Source organism: Collimonas sp. (genome assembly GCF_035566375.1).
Classification (GTDB): Bacteria; Pseudomonadota; Gammaproteobacteria; order Burkholderiales; family Burkholderiaceae_D; genus Collimonas.
This window is the reverse complement of record NZ_DATMRK010000028.1, coordinates 63,865-83,507: the sequence shown is the minus strand read 5'-3', so window position 1 is coordinate 83,507 and position 19,643 is coordinate 63,865. Positions and strand designations below refer to the sequence as shown.

Sequence of the window (19,643 nt, the reverse complement as noted above, 5' to 3'; positions counted from 1 at the left end):
GCGAGCCAACCGCCGATCGACTGTAAGGTATCCTCATGTAGCTCAATGCCTTTGATACGCGGCGATGTCCTGGGCGATCTCGGTCGCCACACGCCGCAGGGCTTGCCGCTGTGCGGCGACCAGGGTGGGGTAATCGGCCGCCGCTCCTGCCACGGACTGCCGAAAACTGCTGCGGCCGACGATGGCGCTTCCGCTGCGATGTTCGGCGCGCCACAGCACGTCGACATCCACACCTTGACCAGCGACGGCGTCTAGTTGCTGGAAGTCGAGCATGAGCTTGAAATCGACGTCGTAACCTGCGGCGTCGGAGGGCAAGGCGGCGATGCGGCTCGAATCAAGGAGTTCGCCGAGATCGTTCGCCATCACTCGGGGAATTTCGCGACGCAACGGTTCCGCCCAGCGGTATTGCTCGCTCAACGTCACCTGGTTGCCGCCGGTGCGCATTACTAACTGTGAACGGTCGATGCGCTCGGGCACGTTTGCGCGGATCACGGCGATGCTCGGCGCCTTCGACACTCCGGCTATTTTCGGTCGGCCGTTGTCGAGCGTGACGAGGCTGGTAGGCGGCGCGTTCGCACAGGCGCTAAGGAACGCGAGGGCGGCGATGCACGCCAGTCTTGCGGGAGATGTCATTTGCTTGCCTTCTTTCCGGTAAGGACGGCTTGGGGTTGTTGTTCGAGCGTGTCGGCGAGGTCGCGTACAGAGGCTGCGGCGCGCTCGACCTCGCGCAAGGTGTCGCGCAATTCCGTTTGCACTGGCGCATCACTTGACAGGACGGCGTTGGCGCGGTCGAGCGTCCGCCGCGCGTCGCGCAGGGTGGGCGCCACTTCCGGCACGACCTCCTGGTCGATATGGGCGATAAGGTGGTCGGCGCGCTGCAGAGTGCCTTGCAAGGTGTCTACGACCGCCACCAATTTCTCCTGTAGCGAATCGAGGCTACCCGGCTGGGTCGGCAATTCGGGGATCGGCCGATTCCAGCCAATCGGGGCGGCCTTTGCCTTCGGGAAGAAGTCGAGGGCGACATAGCGTTGGCCGGTGAGAAGATTGCCGGTGCGCAGTTGGGCACGAAATCCCTTTGCAACCATGCCATCAAGGATCTGCCGCAGCTCTTGTTGCGTCGGCAGTGCAGTCGGCCGGGTCCGCTGCTGGCGGGCGAAGCGTTCAGGGTAGAGGCTAATCTCGACGGCCATCGCGACATCGCTGGCGCGACGATTGAAATCGATGTCGATGCGCGACACTTCTCCGGCAGAAATTCCACGGAAATCCACGGGCGCGCCGACGGTCAGGCCGCGCACCGATTCGTTAAAGACCAGCACGTATTTCTGCACGATGCTGTCCGGCTGGCGGAGCGCCGTCGTCTGGTCGGAGAACAACGTGAAACGCGATGCGACGGGCGCTTCACCGTTGCCCGCGTCACCGCCGCCAAAGGCGATGCCACCTGCGACTACGCTGAGCAGCGATTGCATTTCCAGCTTCATACCGTCCGCGCCCACTGACAGGTCAATACCGCTGGCGTGCCAGAATCGTGTCGCCATAGTGACGAAATGATCATAAGGTTCGTCGACAAAGATGCGCACATCCACGCCTTTGCCGTCCGGACGCATGGCATAGCCGACCACCCGTCCGACCGGAATGTGGCGGTAATACACCGGAGCGCCGATGTCGAGCGAACCGAGGTCGTCGGCGCCCAGCACAAATTGCCGCCCGTGCATGTCGCCGACCACCAGCGGCGGCGATTCCAACCCGACGAAGGCGCGCTTGACGTTCCTCGATTTGCCGGGATCGAGCGCGATGTATGCGCCCGAGAGCAACGTGTTCAAGCCCGAAACGCCGCCCGCCGCGACGCGTGGACGCACAACCCAGAATCGACTGTCTTCGGCCACTAGGGGCGCGGCTCGCTTGTCCATCTGCACGGAGACCTTGACCGAGTGATGATCTTCGCTGAGTGCGATGGCGGTTACCGTGCCGATAGCTACCTCCTTGTACTTGAGTTTGGTCTTGTGCACATCGAGCCCGTCGCCCGAAGCGAATTGCAGCTCGATCTCAGGGCCGCGCTGAAGAATGGCGCTGACGGCAAGGCCGATGCCGATAAGGACTGCGACCAGCGGTACGATCCAGATCAGGCTGATGGGGGAACGGAGGCGGGCCACCTTCTTGGCAGCGGGAATTGGGCGCGGCTCGGTGCAGGAGAGGTTCTGGTTCACAATGTAATTTCCTTGTTTTGGGGGTTATCGATCGCATCCCAGATCAGCCGGGGGTCGAAAGCCATCGTCGCCAGCATGCTCAGGACGACGACGGCCGCAAATGCCACCACACCGGCACCGGGCAGAATCGACGCCAGCGACTCGACTTGTACCAGGGCGGCGAGGATGGTCACGACATATACGTCGAGCATCGACCAGCGGCCAATCAATTCGAGCAGCCGATACAGCTTGGTACGGTGTAGCGGCTGACGCCGCGAGCCGCGCTGGACGCCAACTAACAGCGCGGTCAGGGATAGCAGCTTGACCAATGGCACCGCGACGCTGGCGATGACAACGACCACAGCCAACACCCACGAACCGCTGCCCCAGAGATAAACGACGCCGCTCATGATCGTGTCCTGTTGCAATCCGAACAGTGAACGGGTTTCCATGATTGGCAGCAGGTTGGCCGGCAGGTAAAGTGCATAGGCGGCGATCAGCAGGGCCCAAGCACGTTGGATGCTATGCGGCTTGCGAAGATGCAGCGGTGTGCCGCAGCGTCGGCAGGCACGGTCTGTGGCGAGCGAGCCAAGCAGTCCGCAGGTCGGGCACACGGTCTTTCCGACGGATGCCGCAGTGGAATCATTCATTCCTTTGCCTCCTCCCATGCTTGCCACAGATCGCGCGGTTCGATGATGGCGCCCAGGGTCGTGAGCAGTAGCATTAGCATGGCGAAACATGGCATTGCTGGACCGGGCAGCACGTCGGCCAGATGTGCCAGCTTCACCAGTGCAACTAGGATGCCAAGAATGAATACCTCCACCATCGCCCAAGGGTGAGCCGCCTGTAGCGTGCGGAGAACCCGGGCAAAGGCAGGTGGCCGCCGGCCGAACATGAGCGGTAGCACCAGCCAGATCAACCCCGTCATCTCCAACAGCGGCGTCACGGTCGTCGTCGCCAATACCAGAAGCGAAACGGCGTGCATGTCAGCCTGCCAAAGCTGAGTGACCGCACCGATGACTGTGGTGTCAATGTGTTGCCCCTGCAGGCTCAAGCCGACCACCGGGAAAACGCTGGCGATGGCGAGCAGCACCAGGGCAGCACAGGCCAGGGCCAGCGTATGCTCCAGGCTGTTGCGGCTGCGCCGGTAAAGGTGCGCGCCGCAGCGTGGGCACAGAGCTACGTATGTCTCCGCCGTTGTCGGCTCTTCACCCACCAACAAGTCGCATTCACGGCAAGCCGTCTGACCCTCGCCTTGCGGCGTCGAGAGCATTACGTCAGTTTTCATGAATCACCTCGAGATCACGTGGATGGGCGGCGCAAAAGGGGAACCACGCGACGGTAAACATGTTCGCTAGAAAATTTCGCGCAACCCTCAGCCCGCGTGTGGATGAGGAGAGCGCGAAATTTGATGATCGGATCAATAGGAGGAGTTGCATGGGATTGCTGTCTCGCGAAGTAACGCCGCTTCAGTGATGCAACAGCGAGGCGTTGACCATTGCACCGTCGTGCCAGTAATGGCTCAACCGCGACACCAGAATGGCCGCCGCAGCGTCGCCAATGTCCATATGGACCAGGGCGCATGGACTGGCGGCGTTACCTTCGCGGATGATCTCGACCCGGGCCACCGGGCCAAAGCTGCTGAGCCATGACTGGACGGCAGACTCGGTGGCGCCGGAACGGAGTCCCGTGACCAGAATCTTTTTGGTCGTTGCGATCAATGCCCGATCGTCGTCGGATTGGCTGATGGTGACGACGTTCCGCTGTGTGCCCAGATCGATCACACCGTCGGCACTGCGGATGCCGGCTTCGACAACCTGGCCGGGTTGCAGGTACTGCGTACGCTCTTCTTGTGCCTCCAGGAACAAGGCCCACTTCTTGGCCTCAGGCAAAAGCGCAGCGATTTTCTGCTTGGCAGGTGACGGAATGACCAGAGCGCACCCCGCCGGCGTGCCGGTGGCGATAAGGTCGCCTGGAAAAAGATCCTGCAGGCTGGCCAGCTCGTTGAGCGTGGCCACGGGGTCATGCACCATGTTGCCCGAGCTGTCGCTTTGCCGAACCTGACCATCAACTTTGAGCGTGAGTTGCAGTTGCCTGAGGTATTTCATGTCGCCAGCTTCCAGCAGGCACAGCCACGGCCCGACGGGACCAAAGGTACGGTAGCTCTTGCCTTTGTAGAACTGCATTTGCGGGATCTGGATATCACGTGCCGAGTAATCGTTGACAACCACGATGCCGGCAATGAATTCGTGCAGGTTTTGCTCGGTCACTTGCACCGGGCCGGTTATTTCACGGCGCATTATCAGACCAAGCTCGACCTCGTAATCAAGAAAGCGCACGTGCGCTGGACGGATCACCGGGCTATCGGCGGCTACGATGCAGCTGGTGGCCTTGGTGAAGATCATGTTGAAGTGCTTGGTGTCCGGGTCCATGCCCGATTCGATCATGTGCTCGCGATAGTTCGCGCCCTGGCAGACGAACTGCTGATTGCGAGTAACCGGGCTGAGCAGGGTGATGAGCTTGCGCGGAATGGGTGTGCCGGTGAGCCTGGCGAGTTCGGCGGGCTTCACCGCACGCACCAGTTCGCCCGTGGTCGCGTAGCTCTCGGGCAGTGGGATCACGCCGTCGGCGCTAAGCACGCCCCAATGGACGTGGTTCTGGTATTCGAAATGAGCGAGATGGATGGCCATGATGGTTCCTATTGGTAAATGTTGCTTTTAAAAATTCAAAGAAATAAAAAATAATTGCTCAACCTGGCATAGATGGCTGTATATGCGTCATTGCGTCATTCGCCGTCCGATTCGAAGTCATGAAGGAGATCCCGTGCAGCTGAGCGCCGGCGCAGTTCTCGAGCGTGCCGGTGACGCGCGAGCAGGCGTTCGTCCGTCGCGACTACACTGATCGTCTCGCCAATGATGCGAACCACGCCGAGAACCGGCAGTACTAGCATCGTCCCGGCAATACCGGCCACCGCACCACCGGCGAATATCATTACAACCGTCATCACGGGATGCATGCGCAGCTCTCGGCCAACGGTCATCGGCATATACACAAAATCGTCGAGCAGGCGTACAAAGACGAAGAACCCCACAACCGAGTAGGCCATCGAAGGAGCATGGGGAAAATCCGTTGCCGCTACCAGCATCACCAACACGCCGCCAAGAACTGAACCTACAAAGGGAATCCACGCCAGCACGGCGCATGTCAATCCCAGAGCCAAGGCACTCGGGAATCCCAAAATCCAGAGCCCGCCGGCAAGCGTCAGGGTATCGAGGACGGTGAGCTTCAGCAGGCCCATGAAATAGGCGCTGGCGATCCGGTCAACCTGATGAAGCAGGCTCAAGCTCTTCTCAAAATAAGCGTTGGGAACAGCGCCACTCATGAGATCTTTGAATCGTCGTCCGTCCCTAAGGAGAAAATAGGCAAAGAAAGGTACGAGAAGGAGCGGAGGCAAATTAGTCGAAAGTGCTATGCCCAGTGGTTCGAGATGTTCGCTGAATGAACTCGACTGATCGATGCGTTGCATGACCGTATCGGTCAAGTGGGCTCGAGCGAATGGGGAAAAACCGGTCTCCAGCGTGCCCAAGACCTTGTGCAAAAAATGTATCCCCCCGTGCAGATAGCGATTTGCCGACGCCTGCCAATCAGCGGCTTGGCTTACCACGTGAGGCGCCATCAGCGCGATCAAAACCACGGCAAGCATGAGGAAGGAAAGCATCACCAATGCAGCTGCTTTATTCCGTGTAACACCCCGATGAGTCAGAGCCTGCATCAAGGGATAGAGCGTGTAGTAGAGGAGTAATGCCAACAAGGCGGGCAGCACAAGCCACAATGTCCCCCTTAAAGCGAGCAATATGGCGAGCGTTGCGGCGATGATGATTGCCCACACCAGCGGCCCTGGCTCACGATGAATTGTTCTGTTCATAGGTGTCGATGATTCCCGACAGTCAACCGGAGCTCTCGCAGCCGCTCTCCCAAATGGCGCAGGAGCTGTCTGCCGATCTTGTGCGCGATGCGCAGGTGGCTTTCCATCAAGCCATGAAAGTCCTCCCGGAAAAGTACCGCCATCTTGCAGTCGCTGGCGGCACGAACCTGGGCCGTTCGAACCGAATCATCGAGCAAGCCCAACTCGCCAAAGAACTCGCCTGCGCCAAGGATTGCCAGATGCCCGTCGTCGAGGCTCCCCTGCCTGAAAATGGTCACCTGGCCTTCGAGCAACAAATATATTGCCTGTCCGACCTCACCCTCATCAAAGATCACTTCGCCGGCGAGGTATTCACGCGTATGCAGCAGACGGGCGACAATACTGAGTTCCCGCTTGGAGAGGTCCTCGAATAGGGAGAGTTTCTTCAATCCTTCAAGGTCGTCGCTGTGTCGACGGAATATCAGGAAGTCTAAGACCATTGTGTCGTCCCCTTCGTCAAACGCAGGTCGGAACGGCAGGACCTCACTTCGCGTGGATTGAGCCGAGGCCTCACCACATGGACTGCCGGCGCGAGTGCGTGCAACCGGGGCGGGACTGCGCCCCGAGTCGTTGTTCGGCTCAAAGTGATGAGCGGGATCGTTTTCATGGTCGCTCCTAGTGGCCGATTGATGCTGCGTCCACTGCCCGCGCCGCCTTGGGTGCCAACACGATCGCGAAGGCCGCGATGAAGAAGACGACGGCGATGGCCATCATCAACCCGTTGGTTGCCAGCATCAGGCTTTGGCCCGTCACCATGTTGTTGAACATTTCGCGCGCCGCCTGGCCTGCCATTGCCGGGGCACCGGCGATTTGAGCGGTGAGCGTGCGGGCGGGATCGACAATGCTGGCCAGTTGGTCATGGGCTGTGTAGCTGCGGTCTTGCCAGGACGTCGTGACCAGTGAGGTGGCGAATGCACCGGAAATCGTCCGCACGAAATTCATCAGTCCGGCCGCCGAAGCGGTTTCCTTTTCATCCACCGAGCCCATTGCCAATCCAGTGATCGGCACGTAATACATCGGCATGCCGACGCCCATCACCAACAACGGGATGCAGATCGTCCAGAAGTCCATGTCCGGGTTGGCGAGTGCCCGCCAGGCGGTGTCGCCGCCCAGCCAGGCGCAACCGATGAAGATCAGCCATCGAGCATCGACGCGATTCGACAGGTTGGCCGCAATCGGGGAAAAAATTACCGAAAGCACACCGCCCCACATAACAACCAACCCGGCCCAGGTGGTGGTGTACCCCATGTTGTACTGGAGCCATAGCGGTGTGAGCACATTCAGGCCGAAGAAACCGCCGAAGGCCAACGCGAGCACGAACATGCTGGCGGAAAAGCCGCGGTGGCGGAATACGCGCAGATCAACAATGGGGTGCGACTCGGTCAATTCCCAGATGACAAAGGAAATGAACCCGATCACCGCGATCGCCCCGAGGACACAGATCTCCGGAGAGGAGAACCAATCCTTGTCCTTGCCTTCGTCAAGCATGATCTGGAGCGCAGCCACCCAGGTGAATAGCAGCAGGACGCCAATCTTGTCGACCGGATTCTTGACCACCGGCTCTTCGTAGCGCTTGAGCAATTTCCAAGCGACCGCGCTAAACAGCAGCGCCATGGGTATGTTGATGAAATAGACCCACGGCCAGCTATAGTTGTCGCAAATCCATCCACCCAACACAGGCCCGACGACGGGCGCGAGCAACGTTGTCATTGCCCACAATCCCATGGCCTGCATGGACTTTTCCTTGGGGAAGATGCGCAGCAGCAGCGTCTGCGACAGCGCCAGCAGCGGACCGCCGGCGAAGCCTTGGAATACGCGCATCAGGAGCAGCATGCCGATCGAGGTGGATACGCCGCACATCAGTGAGAAGATACCGAACAAGAGTACCGATAGCGAGAACACCTTGATCGCGCCAAAGCGAGCAGAAAGCCACCCGGTCAGAGGAACGCTGATCGCTTCCGCGACCGCGTAGGCGGTGATGATCCAGGTGCCTTGGCTGGAGCCGGCGCCAAGCGCCCCGGCCATGTTCGGCTGAGTGACGTTGGCGATGGTCATGTTCAGTACGGCCAGGAAGTTGGCCAGCGCCAGAACGATGGCCCCCACCCAGAGCATCGCCCCCTGAAGGGCGGGCGCGTCATTACGCGCGGCCTGAGCTTGTGTCATGGTTTTCTCCTTCTCAGGACTTGCTGTTCAAGTCGATTTCGGCGGTCGTCGACATCCCGACCCGCAGCGGATGAGCTTGCAGTTCGGCGGGGTCGAGACGGATTCGCACAGGCAGGCGCTGCACCACTTTGATCCAGTTGCCCGTCGCGTTTTGCGCCGGAATCAGCGAAAACGCCGCACCCGTACCGCCCGAAAATCCTTCAACGACACCGTGATAGGTCACGGATTCGCCGTAAATGTCGGCCCGCACCGTGGCAGGTTGTCCGGCTTTAACTTTCTTGAGCTGGACTTCCTTGAAGTTGGCGTCGACATGCATGTTTTGGATCGGAACGACCGACAGCAGCGGCATCCCGGCCTGCACCTTCTGGCCGAGTTGAACCTGACGCTTGGCGACTACCCCGTCCACGGGCGAACGGATGATCGTGCGCTCGAGATCCAGCGCGGCCTGGTCGCGTTTTGCGCGTGCCAATGCCACTTCGGGGTTGCTGTCCAGGTCGGTGCCGGAAATCAGTGCAGCGTTGGCCTGTTTCGCACCGATTGCGGCACTACGGGTGGCGTGGGCTTGCGCGATGGAGGCTTTCATGCCTTTCACGTTCGCTTCGGCGGAGGCATGCGCGTTCTGCGCGCGGGTAAGTTCGTCACCGGAAACCGAACCCGACGCCACCAGCGCCTTGCGCCGTTTGAGGTCGATATCGGCCCGCTCGTAATCGGCTTGAGCGGCTGCCAACTGCGCGTCAAGCCGCTTCTCCTCTTCTTCACGGGCGAGTACCTGTGCGCCGAGTCCGGCGTCGTTGGCTTCGAGGCTCTTCACACGACGAACGGCGCGACCGAGGTCGGCCTCGGCCTGGGCCAGCGCGAGCTTGGCGTCCGCTGGGTCGATCACGACCAGGACATCTCCTTTTTTCACTGACTGTGTATCGTTTGCCCGCACCTCGGCGATTGTGCCGGTGACGGCAGGGGTCAATTCGGCCGACTCGACTCCTGTATAGGCGTCATCTGTCGAAATGTGGTGGGAACCGACGAGTTCCCAATAGGCCCAGCCCCCGCCTCCAATTAGTGCAACACTTAGCGCAAGCAGAGCGAAGAGTTTTTTTCTCTGTCCGCGGTTTGCGTTATTTGTATCGTTCGGATTTAAAACATTTGTCGCTTGATTCATTGCATTCTCCTTAAATTTTGCCTAATTCATCCAGTGATGCCGAGCTTGCCGCTCGACTGCTTTTCGGGGTTTTGATACCCACCCCCAAGGGCGCGTACCAAGGCCACATTGAGTACCACCGCGCGCGTTTCGACGTCAGCGAGTGAGCGCTGTGCCGAGACAAGCGCGTCTTCTGCGCTCAATACGTCGAGATAAGTGGCAAGCGCTCCCTTGTAGCGCTTGTCGACGATGTCGTAAGCATCTACCGCTGCTGCGACGGCGGCACGCGATGCGGCCAGTTCGCCGTCGAGAGCTTTCCGGCTCGTCGCCGCGTCAGCCACTTCACGCAGGGCGTTGGACAGGGTGGCGTTGTAGATCGAGACTGATGCGTCATACTCGGCGCGGGCGCCGCGCAATTGCGCTTGCAGTCCTTGCGTATTGAAAATCGGCAGGGAAATTGCCGGGCCGACACTGCCAATACCGGAACCGGATTTGATCATTTTGTCGATGCCCAAGGATTGGACGCCAACAAAAGCCATTAAATTGATGCTGGGATAAAATCCCGCTTTCTGCTGGTCGATGCGCTTGGCAGCCGCTTCCGTTCGCAGCCTCGCGGCCACGATGTCAGGCCGTCGACCGAGTAGCTCCAGGGACAGGTTGGACGGAAGTCCTGCGCCGCCGGTAAATTGCACGGTCGGGCGGATGATGGCGAGGCCGCGATCTGGCCCGTCCCCCAACAGCGCTGCCATGCCGTTCCTCAGCAGCGCGATCCGCTCGTCAACGCCGAGCAACTCCGCCTGTGCCGCAGCCTGGCGCGCTTCCACCTGGCGCACGCTGGCTAAGTTCTCCAAGCCATTCTCGTTGCGCTGATGGAATAGCGCGACGGTCTTGGTACGTAGCGTCAAAGATGCCTCGGCGGTATCTCGAACGGCGAAGAGGTGAACCAATTCGGCATAAGCCGAAGCCACCGAGGTCGACAGTATCAGGCGGGTTTGCGCTACCTCCGCCTCGGCGGCGCGTTGCTCCGAGATCGCTCCTGCCAGCGCCGAGCGGTTCTTGCCCCAGAAATCCAGTTCCCAAGACAGATTCAGCGTCGCCTGGCCGTAGTCTTTCCCCCCTTGGGGAACGGCAGCCTTTGGCATCAAATAGTTGTAGCTTTGCTTTGCTTCCGCCAAGGACGCATTAGCGGTCACTTCCGGCATGAGGGGGGCTCCTGCTCCTTGAACTGCCGCCTCAGCCGTGCGTAACCGCGCCTGAGCCAGCTCCAGGTTTGGCGAGCCGCGCAATGCCTCCTCGACTAGCGCATTGAGTTGGGGGTCGCCGTATGCTTCCCACCAGTGATCTCCTGGCCAAGTGACCGGCGCGGAAGAAAAGGACTTCGCGCTCGCCAGTTGCTCCACAGGTTTCAGTGTGGGTGCAACACCCAGCTCAGGGATTTGGGCGCAACCGCCCATGGCGAGAAGGCTGACAGCCAGACATGCGTTAAAGACACGTCGGCCAGTTAAAGAACGAGAAGAACGAGAAGAACGAGAAAAATTTACCGCAGTCATGGTATTGCTCCTTAAGAACTGTACGGTACGGTACGTACTGTGTGGTACATTTTAAACTTGACTTATTTCGCGTGTCAAGCAAAAATGTACCACACAGTACGTACCGTACCGATCAGTTCAATTTAAGGAAGAAGATGAATAATAGAGATATCAAGCGACAAGCCATACTTGATACGGCTTATCGCCTATTTACGGCCCATGGATTTGATAAAACGACAATTTCCGAAATCACCCGCCAGGTTGGCGGTTCAAAGGCGACGATTTATAGCCACTTTGAATCGAAAGAGGAGCTGTTCGTCGAGTGCATGATGGCCGCCGCCGAAGACTACATCACAAGCAACGTTGCGTTATTGGAGTCATCGGGATCCGATCCAGGCACAGCGCTACGCGAATTCGGCGCCGGTTTCCTCAGCTTCGCGTCTTCCCCGGATTCCGTGGCGACGCAACGCCTTCTTGTCGCCGAGGCAGACCGCTCCGGCATCGGTAGATTGTTCTTCAACAAAATTACCAATTTGCTGGGATTCGTCGCGGCATTCCTATCCAAGCTAATGGCTGCGGGAGTTCTTCGTACCGATGACGCCCAACTCGCCGCTGCGCAGCTCCGGGCGCTGCTCGAGGCCGAAGTGGTCGAATCCTTGCTGTTGCACGTAAGGGAAAATTCACCTGATGAAAAGGAGATTTTGCGCGCCGTAGGGCGAGCCGTAGCGGTATTCATGCGCGCTTACGCGCCCACGGCGCGATAAATGCGGTAGGCGCACATTATCTACACCGAGAAGATAGATCCCAGCCACGCTGCATTTCCGCTGCAGAATCTTAGCTTAAAGCTTACAATTGGAAGACCGTACCGAACAGTTCAGATTTGCGAAGGACCATATGACAAAGAAAAGAGATGCTAAACGACAGGCCATTCTTGACACGGCTTACCAGTTTTTTAGAACGCAGGGGTTTGACCAGACATCGGTCTCCGAAATCACAGCCAAAGTAGGTGGTTCAAAAGCGACGATCTACAGCCATTTCCCATCAAAGGAGGAGCTATTCGTCGAATGCATGATGGCCGCCACTGAGGCATATATTGAGGAAATCGTTACGCTGTTTGACGCCTCGGGCTCAGACCCAAACACCGTCTTGCGCGAGTATGGCGTCCGCGTACTTAGCTTTACCTGTTCACCCGACATAGTGGCGGTGCGGCGCCTTCTCATCGCTGAAGCGAACCGCTTTGGTATAGGCAAGCTTTTTTACGCAAAGATTACTGTATTGCGAGCTCAAGTGGCTGCGTTACTAGCGCGATTCATGGCCATCGGCTCACTGCGCCCCGAGGACCCTCGACTGGCTGCAGACTATCTTCGAGCCTTATTGGAGGCCGAGCTTGTTGAGCCTTTGCTGCTACATGCAAGGGAGACGCCGGACGAAAAAGAGATCAAGCTCGCTGCAGACCGAGCCATCACCGTCTTCCTACAAGTTTACGCACCGACAGCGATTGAGTCGAGCGAGTGCTGAGAATGGGCGCTTATGCCGATGCTGAGCCTGACCAGGCGCGAGTGCGGAATCGACTCGATACGCATGAATTCAACTAAAAAAAGCGACGCCAAAGTAATTGTTGTTTGAATCAGCGAATGGCAGCCATGTGAAGTGAAGCCACCGCTTAGAATTACATCGAAGGAAGGGGCAATACCGTCGACATCAATAACCGCGTCATAAAAAGCCAATGACCGCAACTGGTTGCTGTCACTGGGCTTAGATGGAACGCCAACCAGTTCTAGTCCGTTTGATTGTCAAGGCGTCCAATAAAACGGAGGTGAGCAAGAAGTGAATCAAACCAGAGGTTGCCGTTCCACGGATTGCCATCCACAAAGAATAAGTTTCGGCCGCTCGAGTCCGGACGGATTCCACGTGAATGCAGGGCTGCCACTGAAGCCGTCGATTGATTCTAAATTTTGCGAGTTCTTGAATTGAAAAAGGTGAACATAAAAAAATCCCAAACTGAAAAACATATCTGATGACTGCCTATATTAAATCGTGGCGGCCAAACGCCCCCTAACCTCAGTAAGGGTTACCTCGTTGAGTAATTGTCCATTTTCAAACACGGGAACAAATTCGCAGTTATTGACTTCATTCCAGCTCACTTGGTCTTTTAAATAAAATTCACCTTGATCATTTTTGTATACGGCTACCAGGCCTTTGGCTGAATTCTTGGTTCCATCCCCCGTTTTGGGTGCTTTGAAAATCTCACGATTTTCACCGGAAATTTTGGCGAAAGTCGCTTTAACGGCGAAACCATCGGTATCGCGAGTTACGTATTGATAGGTGTAACTGCCAATTCCAAAAACCACATTGGTTGAGGCAAATCCTTTGGCTTTGAGTCCGGCACAAATTGCCGTGGCGCGCTCAATAGTGATGGAGTCGCCATAAATCAAGCCGACATGGGGATCCAGAATTTTGTAGCCGTGCTTAGTTTCGCTACCGCCAAACACTTCCCACAAGCATTCAATCGCGCCTTTGTATTCTGGCGAGCCGATTTCGGCATCAGCATCACCACAAATCATTTTGACTGGGCAACCGGTGTCAGGACGAAACACGACTTTTCCATCTCGCGCTAAAATCTGTTCTTTAAGCTTGACGGTAAAGTCCGTCATCACTTGCCAGAAATCCCAGGAATCCGACACGATGCTAACGATCCCAGCCGGATAGATGTCCTGAATCAAGCGCCGGAAGGTTTCAAGTTCATTGTCCATGCCGCCGGCGCACATGACTGAATGCTCAGTTGCTGCAACACTGCCGCCAACCAGTTCCAAATCGCTATTTGCGCCGTAAAAGTCTTCCAGAAAATCGATAGCAGGAATGGTGTCTGTGCCTGTAAAACTCAATAAGTGGGCGGCACCACTCATTGTGGCGGCTTCAGCGCCATACATGCCGCGAAAGCTAAAGTCGTGCCCTTGCCAGTTCACGAACTCGGTGCTGCCATCGGTTTCCAGTGCGTAAGCTGTCAGTATTTTTTTGTATTCGTGCGCGGTAGTGGCGCTGGTGCACATGCCCCATACATTGGTCGAGAGGATGGTTTCCAAATAATTGGTGAGCCAAAAGAAGCGCTCGTCTGTATTGAAGATCACAAGACATGGCACCCTTAACGAGTAGACCGAACCCTCGGGCAACGCCATAATTTTTATAGGCAAGTAGCCCAGGTCGTGCAGATCCACAATGTGCTGAGTGCCGACATTATTCGGGCCCAGATAATTATTTATACGACGAGAAAATCGACGGATGACTTCGTCTTTTGGCTGTTTAAAAAAATCTTCTTCCCAGCTTTTGATTAAAAAACTTTTTATAAAATACTGTAATCCAAAAAAAACCAAATGCTCGGTGTATTCGCGGCGGGTTGTTCTGGCAGTCAAATTGCTGAATACAACTTCAGTATTGTCGGGATATTGACGACGATGATCGACTTTGTAGCCGTCGATTGCAGTGGCGGGATTCAAGTTCATTATTTTTCTCCTTGTGCTGGCATAAAGTGCCAAATATCTTTTACATTTAAAAATTCCGTTGCGGCGGAGTCGTGCAAACTGTTGGTGGTGTATATCGCATCAATGCCGCTTGCCACTAATTTTTTCTCATCGGCGGTGCCTTCGTAGTGAGACACAGCCAAGATAATTTTTTTGCAGTTTTTGGCTTTTAGTTTTTTGGCCAATTCGATAAAAGTCCTGCCACCAGCACAAATGTCATCGACAATCACTGCCGTCTTCCCGCTTAAATCGTCACAATAAATCTCCGTGCCGATAATTGCTCCATTCCGTACGTCGCGAACCTTGTCTGCCCGGATCACCGGCAATCCGCCCAGTTGACAAGATAATTCAAAGATTTTTTTATTCGAACCGGCATCGGGCGACACCAAAATAAAATCTGATCGAATGTCGTTCACGACGTCTCGGACAAATTGATGGTTCTTGACTACATGGACGTTATTCAAAAGGGCGACAAGCACATCACTGTGGGGATCAAAAACACAAACCTTTTGATAATGCTGTTGATTGATCAAATCGGCGTAGACCTTCACCGACAGTGGTTCGCCTGAATTGCAAACGCGGTCTTGCCTTGCACCTGGAAAATAGGGAATACATAAATCGATCACATTTGCGCCCTGGCGGCGAAGCGCATCGGTCAGCAGTATGAGTTGAATCAGCGATTGATCTCCGCTGTAGCGAAACATGATTTCGACATGGGAGCTGCTGGGCGCCAAAATTTGGAGGTGATTTTCACCGCTGCCAAATTGAAAATGCTTAAACGAATCTTCCGCTGGCTGAGGATTTGGTAAAAAATAACGACGATTGCTTGTAGCGTGGCTGCCCATTTGCTTACCCTGTTTTGAAGTAATCAGAGCACAGTCAATTCTTGCTCGTTTGACTATGTTTTCTTTGGTTTATCGAGGCATGGATAAAACATGAAGAGATATTAGTGTCTGTGAGACATAAAGTAAAGTGAAATTTCGCAACTTTTATCAAGCTGCCATTTATGCTATAAAGAAAGTGTCCCAAAGACATAAAAAGACGAGAAAATGAATGTCATATTGCAAATAGACAAACCTCTGTTCACTGTGGACAGCGTGCTTTTCACTGTTCACGATGGCGTTTTGAAAGTGCTCATGGCCAAACGTGCTGAATCGCCGTTTGCGGGTTATTGGGGGCTGCCCGGTGGATTTATTGATATCAGTCTGGATGAAAACACTGATATGACTGCACGCCGAAAATTGTTGAACAAAACGGGGCTGGTGCCGAGCTATTTGGAACAACTGCAGGTGATCTCTGGACCTAAGCGTGACCCGCGTGGCTATAGCGTTACGCTTGCCTATTATGCGTTGGTAGCACATCAAAACGTTGAGTCTAAAATCGCGTCTGTAGAGAGTAGCTGTTGGTTGAATGTGAGTGAATTGCCCAAGCTATTGATTGCTTTCGACCACCGGCACATCATTGATATGGCGCGGCAGCGACTTCAGCAGAAAACGCTGTACTCAATGATTCCAGTATTTTGTTTACCTGAAAAATTTAGCATCGGCCAATTGATCAAGGTGATTGAAGCAATCATCGAAAAGCCAATTCAAAGAAAAAGTTTGATGCGACGAATTGAGGCATCAGAAATGTTTGAAATTTCCAATGAAAAAATATCTTCAGGTGGGCGATTGGCGCAGCTCTACTCACTGAAACCAGGCGCCGACATCGTGAATTTTGAACGCAATTTAAGTGTTTAACATGAGAGAAACCGTTAAGGAAAACATGATGGTATTTAACGCGCCTGCGCCTGTCCTCGGATTATCAGACACCAGCGAATTCCCAGACGTTATCGACGATCTTTCATCTTTGTCCTCAACCGCGCAACGCGATACTGCCACGGGCATCGTTTTGGAAATACTCGATCAATACGCGCTCGCTCTCGATACGCAAAGTTATTCGGCGAGCCTCTATGCCGAATCACTCTTGTATATGGTTTATTGGTTCCATCGCCTGCGTGACCCCATCCGCAAGAATGGCATCGAAAATTGCATTGGTAAATATCTCAACGTAGATCATCAATCCACAGTAGTGAATGCGTTGTTGTCCGATCAGAACCTCAAAATTCAGGCCAAGCAACGAATTGATCAGGGGGTCATGGTTCGTAAGACTGTCGACGTACTTGTGATGCGAGACGGAGAGCACGGGCGGGAATTCCTGACCTTGGACCGGACTTTTTTTCCCGCGGGTATGTCGCTGCCTGGCGGTTTGCTTCGCGACGAAGATGAACAAAACGAGATCGGAATCCCATCCAACATTTTTGCCGCACTTAGGGTAACGGGCAGCAAAGTGTTCGGATCAGTAACACCAGAATATGGAATTGCGGAATTAGGCGGGCGTAAATACTATTTCGTCCGCAACGAAGCAGGAAAAGAAGCGCGAATCTATATGGATAGAACCATTTCTCACGGATATCGCGATCACCTTAAAGACATCGCTCTCCCGTCAGATCCGCGTCATATCGTTGATACGGTTGGATTCCTCGTGGAGATTCCCGAAACGGAAGGGGTTGAAGGCAGGTGGCTCCCGGAGAGCGTGATTACTACGCCGAACGCGAAAGAAGGCTCCTTTGCCTTCGGTCACCACAAACAGATTGCCGCTGCGCTCATTGCGAAAAATTTTACTAAAACGCAGGGGGCTTCTCATCATGAATGGATACGCGAAACGGTAAGCCGCCCATTGGATGCGTACCGTGGATTGCGGACACGGTTTGAGTCGAATAACGACAACTTTGATACGCCAGTTCTGGAGTTGTTGCCAGTGGTTGAGTACGTTCGTAGCCAGATGATGTTATCTGCGATAGAAGAGAAGTGCCGCAACAATGTCGCACTTGCGTCGATGCGCGATCAGTTGCTGCATAAACTTCACCACGTTACGATCCAGAACGGCCCGATGTGTCCCTATGCCCCGACGCTGCGTATCCTGTTTGAAGCTGTAGGCTTCTTTGATGTGGCCTGCCGTATTGAGAAGGATTTGAGTATCCATTTTCAAAAGAAGTACTGGTACCGGTACGAGGAGCTGATGCGTCGGATTCCCGAAGTGATCATCATCCCGACTTTCGACAACATTTCCGCCACCGATCTCATGAAAATCCGAGGGACTCCAATATATTTTGTTGGGGTGTCAACGGAACCTGTCTATGTTGATGAATTCTGGCAGTCCCCACTCGAATTCCTCATCCACGATCTTAACCACGCTTGGAAGATGATGGATATGGACGACAGGTTTTTGCAAATGCAAGCAAAGTTGAGCAGGGATGAACTCATGAATGAATCCAATAAGTTCATTCGCGAATACTTTCCGAGTATCGCCATCCGAAAAACTGACACGGAACAACAGAAAGAAATGAAGAAACTCAAGAAAATTCTCTTGTTTGAAGTCAGCCACGAAGACGCGCGGCCTCTGTTACCGAATATCGTCACGGACGCACTTCTGGAAGATGAGGGATACGAGTTTCCGGATCACGTCGTCCGTTATGACGATGCAGGGAATCAGGCGTATTTGGAAAAGCGCACCATTCCTGGTATCACTGCACTTTCTTATGTCAGGCACAAATTGCAACATGGTTTCTTCGATCAGACTGACTCGCAGAACATCCAGATAGTAGCTCCAAAATATCGCACGATAGAGTGGATTGTGAGAGCAACGATAGAATTACTAACGGAGATGTATGCGGTAATTCCTCCCGCAGTTCAAGCGGAAGGATTGACGGAGTACCTGACGCGGCAGGCCTGCTCCCGAGGTCCTACGATTCTTCACTCGCCAGAAAATTTAGACCCCGTTGTGGGAGAGTATGGGGATGGAACGATTATTCAGGCCTAGTTATAGATTAGCGGCTCTGGCGACACAGAGATATCAAGCTGCGGCTGGTTTCGGCTGCATTACAGACGCTCAAGAATCTGATCTCCTCTAAGCGTTACCGGCGTGATCGTCTGCGCGTGCAAGCGGCGTGTGCGGATGCTGGCAGCCCGGAAAGCGGAGGACAGCGATTTGTCTAAGGCGAGCAGATGGCGGCTGGTGACTGCCAAATAGTTTTTGACTCAGTATTTGGCCCTATAGCGCCGTCGCTTCGGTCGGCCAGTTTTACTGAGCAATCTCGACCCGGTTCTTGCCGCCCCGCTTAGCGCGATACAGCGCCTGATCGGCCGCTTCCACCAGTTTCTCCTGCGAGCTGCCGCGTTGTGGCGCCATGCTGGCGCCGCCGATGCTGACGGTGACCCGGGCGTCGTTGCGGGAGGAGCCGTGGGCGATGTTCAGTGCATGCACTGCCGCCTGCAGCTTGTCCGCCTGAATCTCCATATGTTCGCGCGACATGGATGGCAGCACCAGCACAAACTCTTCACCGCCTATGCGCGCCGCGAGATCGGTCGGCCGCCGCGCAAACTGGCCGATGCTGTCTGCTACCTGCTTGAGTGCGGTGTCGCCCGCCAGGTGGCCGTAGGTATCGTTATACAGTTTGAAATCGTCGACATCGATCATCAGCAGCGATAAAGCGCTCTGCTCGCGTTCGGCGCGTTTCCATTCGGCGCCGAAATACTCATCGAAATAACGGCGGTTGGCGAGCCCGGTCAGACCGTCCGAGTTGGTCAGGCGCTGCAGTTCCAGATTGGTTTCCAGCAGCTGTTGCTGGCTCTGGCGCAGCGCGCGATAGGCCTCGTCGCGTTGCAACAGATTCACATACGAGCGCGAATGATAGCGAATCCGCGCCACCAGCTCTATGGTGTCGGGCAGCTTGACCAGATAGTCGTTGGCGCCGGCGGTAAACGCGGCGCTCTTGACAGCCGGATCTTCGCGGGTCGAGAGCACGATGATGGGCACGTTGCGGGTGGCCGGGGTGGTGCGATACTGGCGCACCAGGGTCAAGCCGTCAATCCCCGGCATCACCAGATCTTGCAGGATCACCGTGGGCCGGGTTTTCTGTGCAGCTTCGATTGCTTCGTCCGGATGCGCGCAATAATGGAAATCGATGTTGACCTGATTCGCCAATGCGCGGCGGACGGCTTCGCCCACCATGGCCTGGTCATCGACCAGCAGCACCATGACCGGATAATCGTCCGGCGGGGCGTCGATGTCGAGATTTAATTCTTTAGGCATAACTTGCTCCGTATCTGT

General features: G+C 55.4%; 16 protein-coding genes and 1 pseudogene. 4 read left to right on the top strand and 13 right to left on the bottom strand.

Going from position 1 to position 19,643, the window contains the following annotated elements:
* Positions 1-42: 42 nt before the first annotated feature.
* The 10 genes and pseudogenes from VNZ60_RS07525 to VNZ60_RS07480 all read right to left on the bottom strand — a co-directional run bounded on the left by VNZ60_RS07525 (position 43) and on the right by VNZ60_RS07480 (position 10,995).
* Complete coding sequence (locus tag VNZ60_RS07525; protein WP_325657802.1) at positions 43-633, bottom strand: PqiC family protein; 591 nt, start codon at positions 631-633, stop codon at positions 43-45.
* A complete protein-coding gene (locus VNZ60_RS07520) occupies positions 630-2,204 on the bottom strand; it encodes a PqiB family protein (protein ID WP_325657801.1) in 1,575 nt (524 codons plus the stop codon). The genes VNZ60_RS07525 and VNZ60_RS07520 overlap by 4 nt, the downstream gene beginning before the upstream one ends.
* Positions 2,201-2,833, bottom strand: a complete 633-nt coding sequence (locus tag VNZ60_RS07515; RefSeq protein WP_325657800.1) for a paraquat-inducible protein A — start codon at positions 2,831-2,833, stop codon at positions 2,201-2,203. The genes VNZ60_RS07520 and VNZ60_RS07515 overlap by 4 nt, the downstream gene beginning before the upstream one ends.
* Entirely contained in the window at positions 2,830-3,471 is a 642-nt protein-coding gene (locus tag VNZ60_RS07510) for a paraquat-inducible protein A (RefSeq protein WP_325657799.1), read from the bottom strand. The genes VNZ60_RS07515 and VNZ60_RS07510 overlap by 4 nt, the downstream gene beginning before the upstream one ends.
* Before the next feature lie 469 nt (positions 3,472-3,940).
* Positions 3,941-4,873 (bottom strand): annotated as a pseudogene (locus VNZ60_RS07505) (fumarylacetoacetate hydrolase family protein); the annotation flags it as partial.
* Between the two features lie 95 nt (positions 4,874-4,968).
* The gene (locus VNZ60_RS07500; protein WP_325657798.1) at positions 4,969-6,108 is read right to left on the bottom strand and encodes an AI-2E family transporter; all 1,140 of its coding nucleotides are present in this window, start codon (positions 6,106-6,108) and stop codon (positions 4,969-4,971) included.
* A complete protein-coding gene (locus VNZ60_RS07495) occupies positions 6,105-6,587 on the bottom strand; it encodes a cyclic nucleotide-binding domain-containing protein (protein ID WP_325657797.1) in 483 nt (160 codons plus the stop codon). The genes VNZ60_RS07500 and VNZ60_RS07495 overlap by 4 nt, the downstream gene beginning before the upstream one ends.
* A gap of 175 nt (positions 6,588-6,762) precedes the next feature.
* A complete protein-coding gene (locus tag VNZ60_RS07490) occupies positions 6,763-8,310 on the bottom strand; it encodes a DHA2 family efflux MFS transporter permease subunit (RefSeq protein ID WP_325657796.1) in 1,548 nt (515 codons plus the stop codon).
* 13 nt (positions 8,311-8,323) lie between these two features.
* A complete protein-coding gene (locus VNZ60_RS07485) occupies positions 8,324-9,466 on the bottom strand; it encodes an HlyD family secretion protein (RefSeq protein WP_325657795.1) in 1,143 nt (380 codons plus the stop codon).
* A 26-nt stretch (positions 9,467-9,492) separates the two neighbouring features.
* Complete coding sequence (locus VNZ60_RS07480) at positions 9,493-10,995, bottom strand: efflux transporter outer membrane subunit (protein ID WP_325657794.1); 1,503 nt, start codon at positions 10,993-10,995, stop codon at positions 9,493-9,495.
* 134 nt (positions 10,996-11,129) lie between these two features.
* Between VNZ60_RS07480 and VNZ60_RS07475 the strand changes: the two genes are divergently transcribed.
* Together VNZ60_RS07475 and VNZ60_RS07470 are read left to right on the top strand one after the other, a co-directional pair.
* Entirely contained in the window at positions 11,130-11,738 is a 609-nt protein-coding gene (locus VNZ60_RS07475) for a TetR/AcrR family transcriptional regulator (RefSeq protein WP_325657793.1), read from the top strand.
* Positions 11,739-11,868: 130 nt separating this feature from the next.
* Positions 11,869-12,492, top strand: a complete 624-nt coding sequence (locus VNZ60_RS07470) for a TetR/AcrR family transcriptional regulator (protein ID WP_325657792.1) — start codon at positions 11,869-11,871, stop codon at positions 12,490-12,492.
* A gap of 512 nt (positions 12,493-13,004) precedes the next feature.
* On the opposite strand, the gene VNZ60_RS07465 is transcribed toward VNZ60_RS07470, so the two are convergent.
* Positions 13,005-14,474 carry a nicotinate phosphoribosyltransferase gene (locus VNZ60_RS07465; protein WP_325657791.1) on the bottom strand — a complete coding sequence of 490 codons (1,470 nt, stop codon included), beginning with the start codon at positions 14,472-14,474 and terminating at the stop codon, positions 13,005-13,007.
* Entirely contained in the window at positions 14,474-15,337 is an 864-nt protein-coding gene (gene prs / locus VNZ60_RS07460) for a ribose-phosphate diphosphokinase (protein WP_325657790.1), read from the bottom strand. The genes VNZ60_RS07465 and prs overlap by 1 nt, the downstream gene beginning before the upstream one ends.
* 204 nt (positions 15,338-15,541) lie before the next feature.
* On the opposite strand from prs, the gene VNZ60_RS07455 reads away from it, so the two are divergent.
* Together VNZ60_RS07455 and VNZ60_RS07450 are read left to right on the top strand one after the other, a co-directional pair.
* Entirely contained in the window at positions 15,542-16,231 is a 690-nt protein-coding gene (locus VNZ60_RS07455; protein ID WP_325657789.1) for an NUDIX hydrolase, read from the top strand.
* A 1-nt stretch (position 16,232) separates the two neighbouring features.
* On the top strand, positions 16,233-18,353 hold the full coding sequence (locus tag VNZ60_RS07450) for a hypothetical protein (RefSeq protein WP_325657788.1): 2,121 nt from the start codon (positions 16,233-16,235) through the stop codon (positions 18,351-18,353).
* Between the two features lie 261 nt (positions 18,354-18,614).
* Here the strand turns inward: VNZ60_RS07450 and VNZ60_RS07445 are convergent, their stop codons facing one another.
* Entirely contained in the window at positions 18,615-19,625 is a 1,011-nt protein-coding gene (locus VNZ60_RS07445) for a GGDEF domain-containing response regulator (protein WP_325657787.1), read from the bottom strand.
* Positions 19,626-19,643 lie beyond the last annotated feature (18 nt).

Excerpts from the sequence above, each read along its gene's own strand:
- VNZ60_RS07525 (WP_325657802.1), bottom strand. The coding sequence starts at position 633 with ATGACATCTCCCGCAAGACTGGCGTGCATCGCCGCCCTCGCGTTCCTT.
- VNZ60_RS07515 (WP_325657800.1), bottom strand. The coding sequence starts at position 2,833 with ATGAATGATTCCACTGCGGCATCCGTCGGAAAGACCGTGTGCCCGACC.
- VNZ60_RS07510 (WP_325657799.1), bottom strand. The coding sequence starts at position 3,471 with ATGAAAACTGACGTAATGCTCTCGACGCCGCAAGGCGAGGGTCAGACG.
- VNZ60_RS07500 (WP_325657798.1), bottom strand. The coding sequence starts at position 6,108 with ATGAACAGAACAATTCATCGTGAGCCAGGGCCGCTGGTGTGGGCAATC.
- VNZ60_RS07495 (WP_325657797.1), bottom strand. The coding sequence starts at position 6,587 with ATGGTCTTAGACTTCCTGATATTCCGTCGACACAGCGACGACCTTGAA.
- VNZ60_RS07490 (WP_325657796.1), bottom strand. The coding sequence starts at position 8,310 with ATGACACAAGCTCAGGCCGCGCGTAATGACGCGCCCGCCCTTCAGGGG.
- VNZ60_RS07485 (WP_325657795.1), bottom strand. The coding sequence starts at position 9,466 with ATGAATCAAGCGACAAATGTTTTAAATCCGAACGATACAAATAACGCA.
- VNZ60_RS07480 (WP_325657794.1), bottom strand. The coding sequence starts at position 10,995 with ATGACTGCGGTAAATTTTTCTCGTTCTTCTCGTTCTTCTCGTTCTTTA.
- VNZ60_RS07475 (WP_325657793.1), top strand. The coding sequence starts at position 11,130 with ATGAATAATAGAGATATCAAGCGACAAGCCATACTTGATACGGCTTAT.
- VNZ60_RS07470 (WP_325657792.1), top strand. The coding sequence starts at position 11,869 with ATGACAAAGAAAAGAGATGCTAAACGACAGGCCATTCTTGACACGGCT.
- VNZ60_RS07465 (WP_325657791.1), bottom strand. The coding sequence starts at position 14,474 with ATGAACTTGAATCCCGCCACTGCAATCGACGGCTACAAAGTCGATCAT.
- prs (WP_325657790.1), bottom strand. The coding sequence starts at position 15,337 with ATGGGCAGCCACGCTACAAGCAATCGTCGTTATTTTTTACCAAATCCT.
- VNZ60_RS07455 (WP_325657789.1), top strand. The coding sequence starts at position 15,542 with ATGAATGTCATATTGCAAATAGACAAACCTCTGTTCACTGTGGACAGC.
- VNZ60_RS07450 (WP_325657788.1), top strand. The coding sequence starts at position 16,233 with ATGAGAGAAACCGTTAAGGAAAACATGATGGTATTTAACGCGCCTGCG.
- VNZ60_RS07445 (WP_325657787.1), bottom strand. The coding sequence starts at position 19,625 with ATGCCTAAAGAATTAAATCTCGACATCGACGCCCCGCCGGACGATTAT.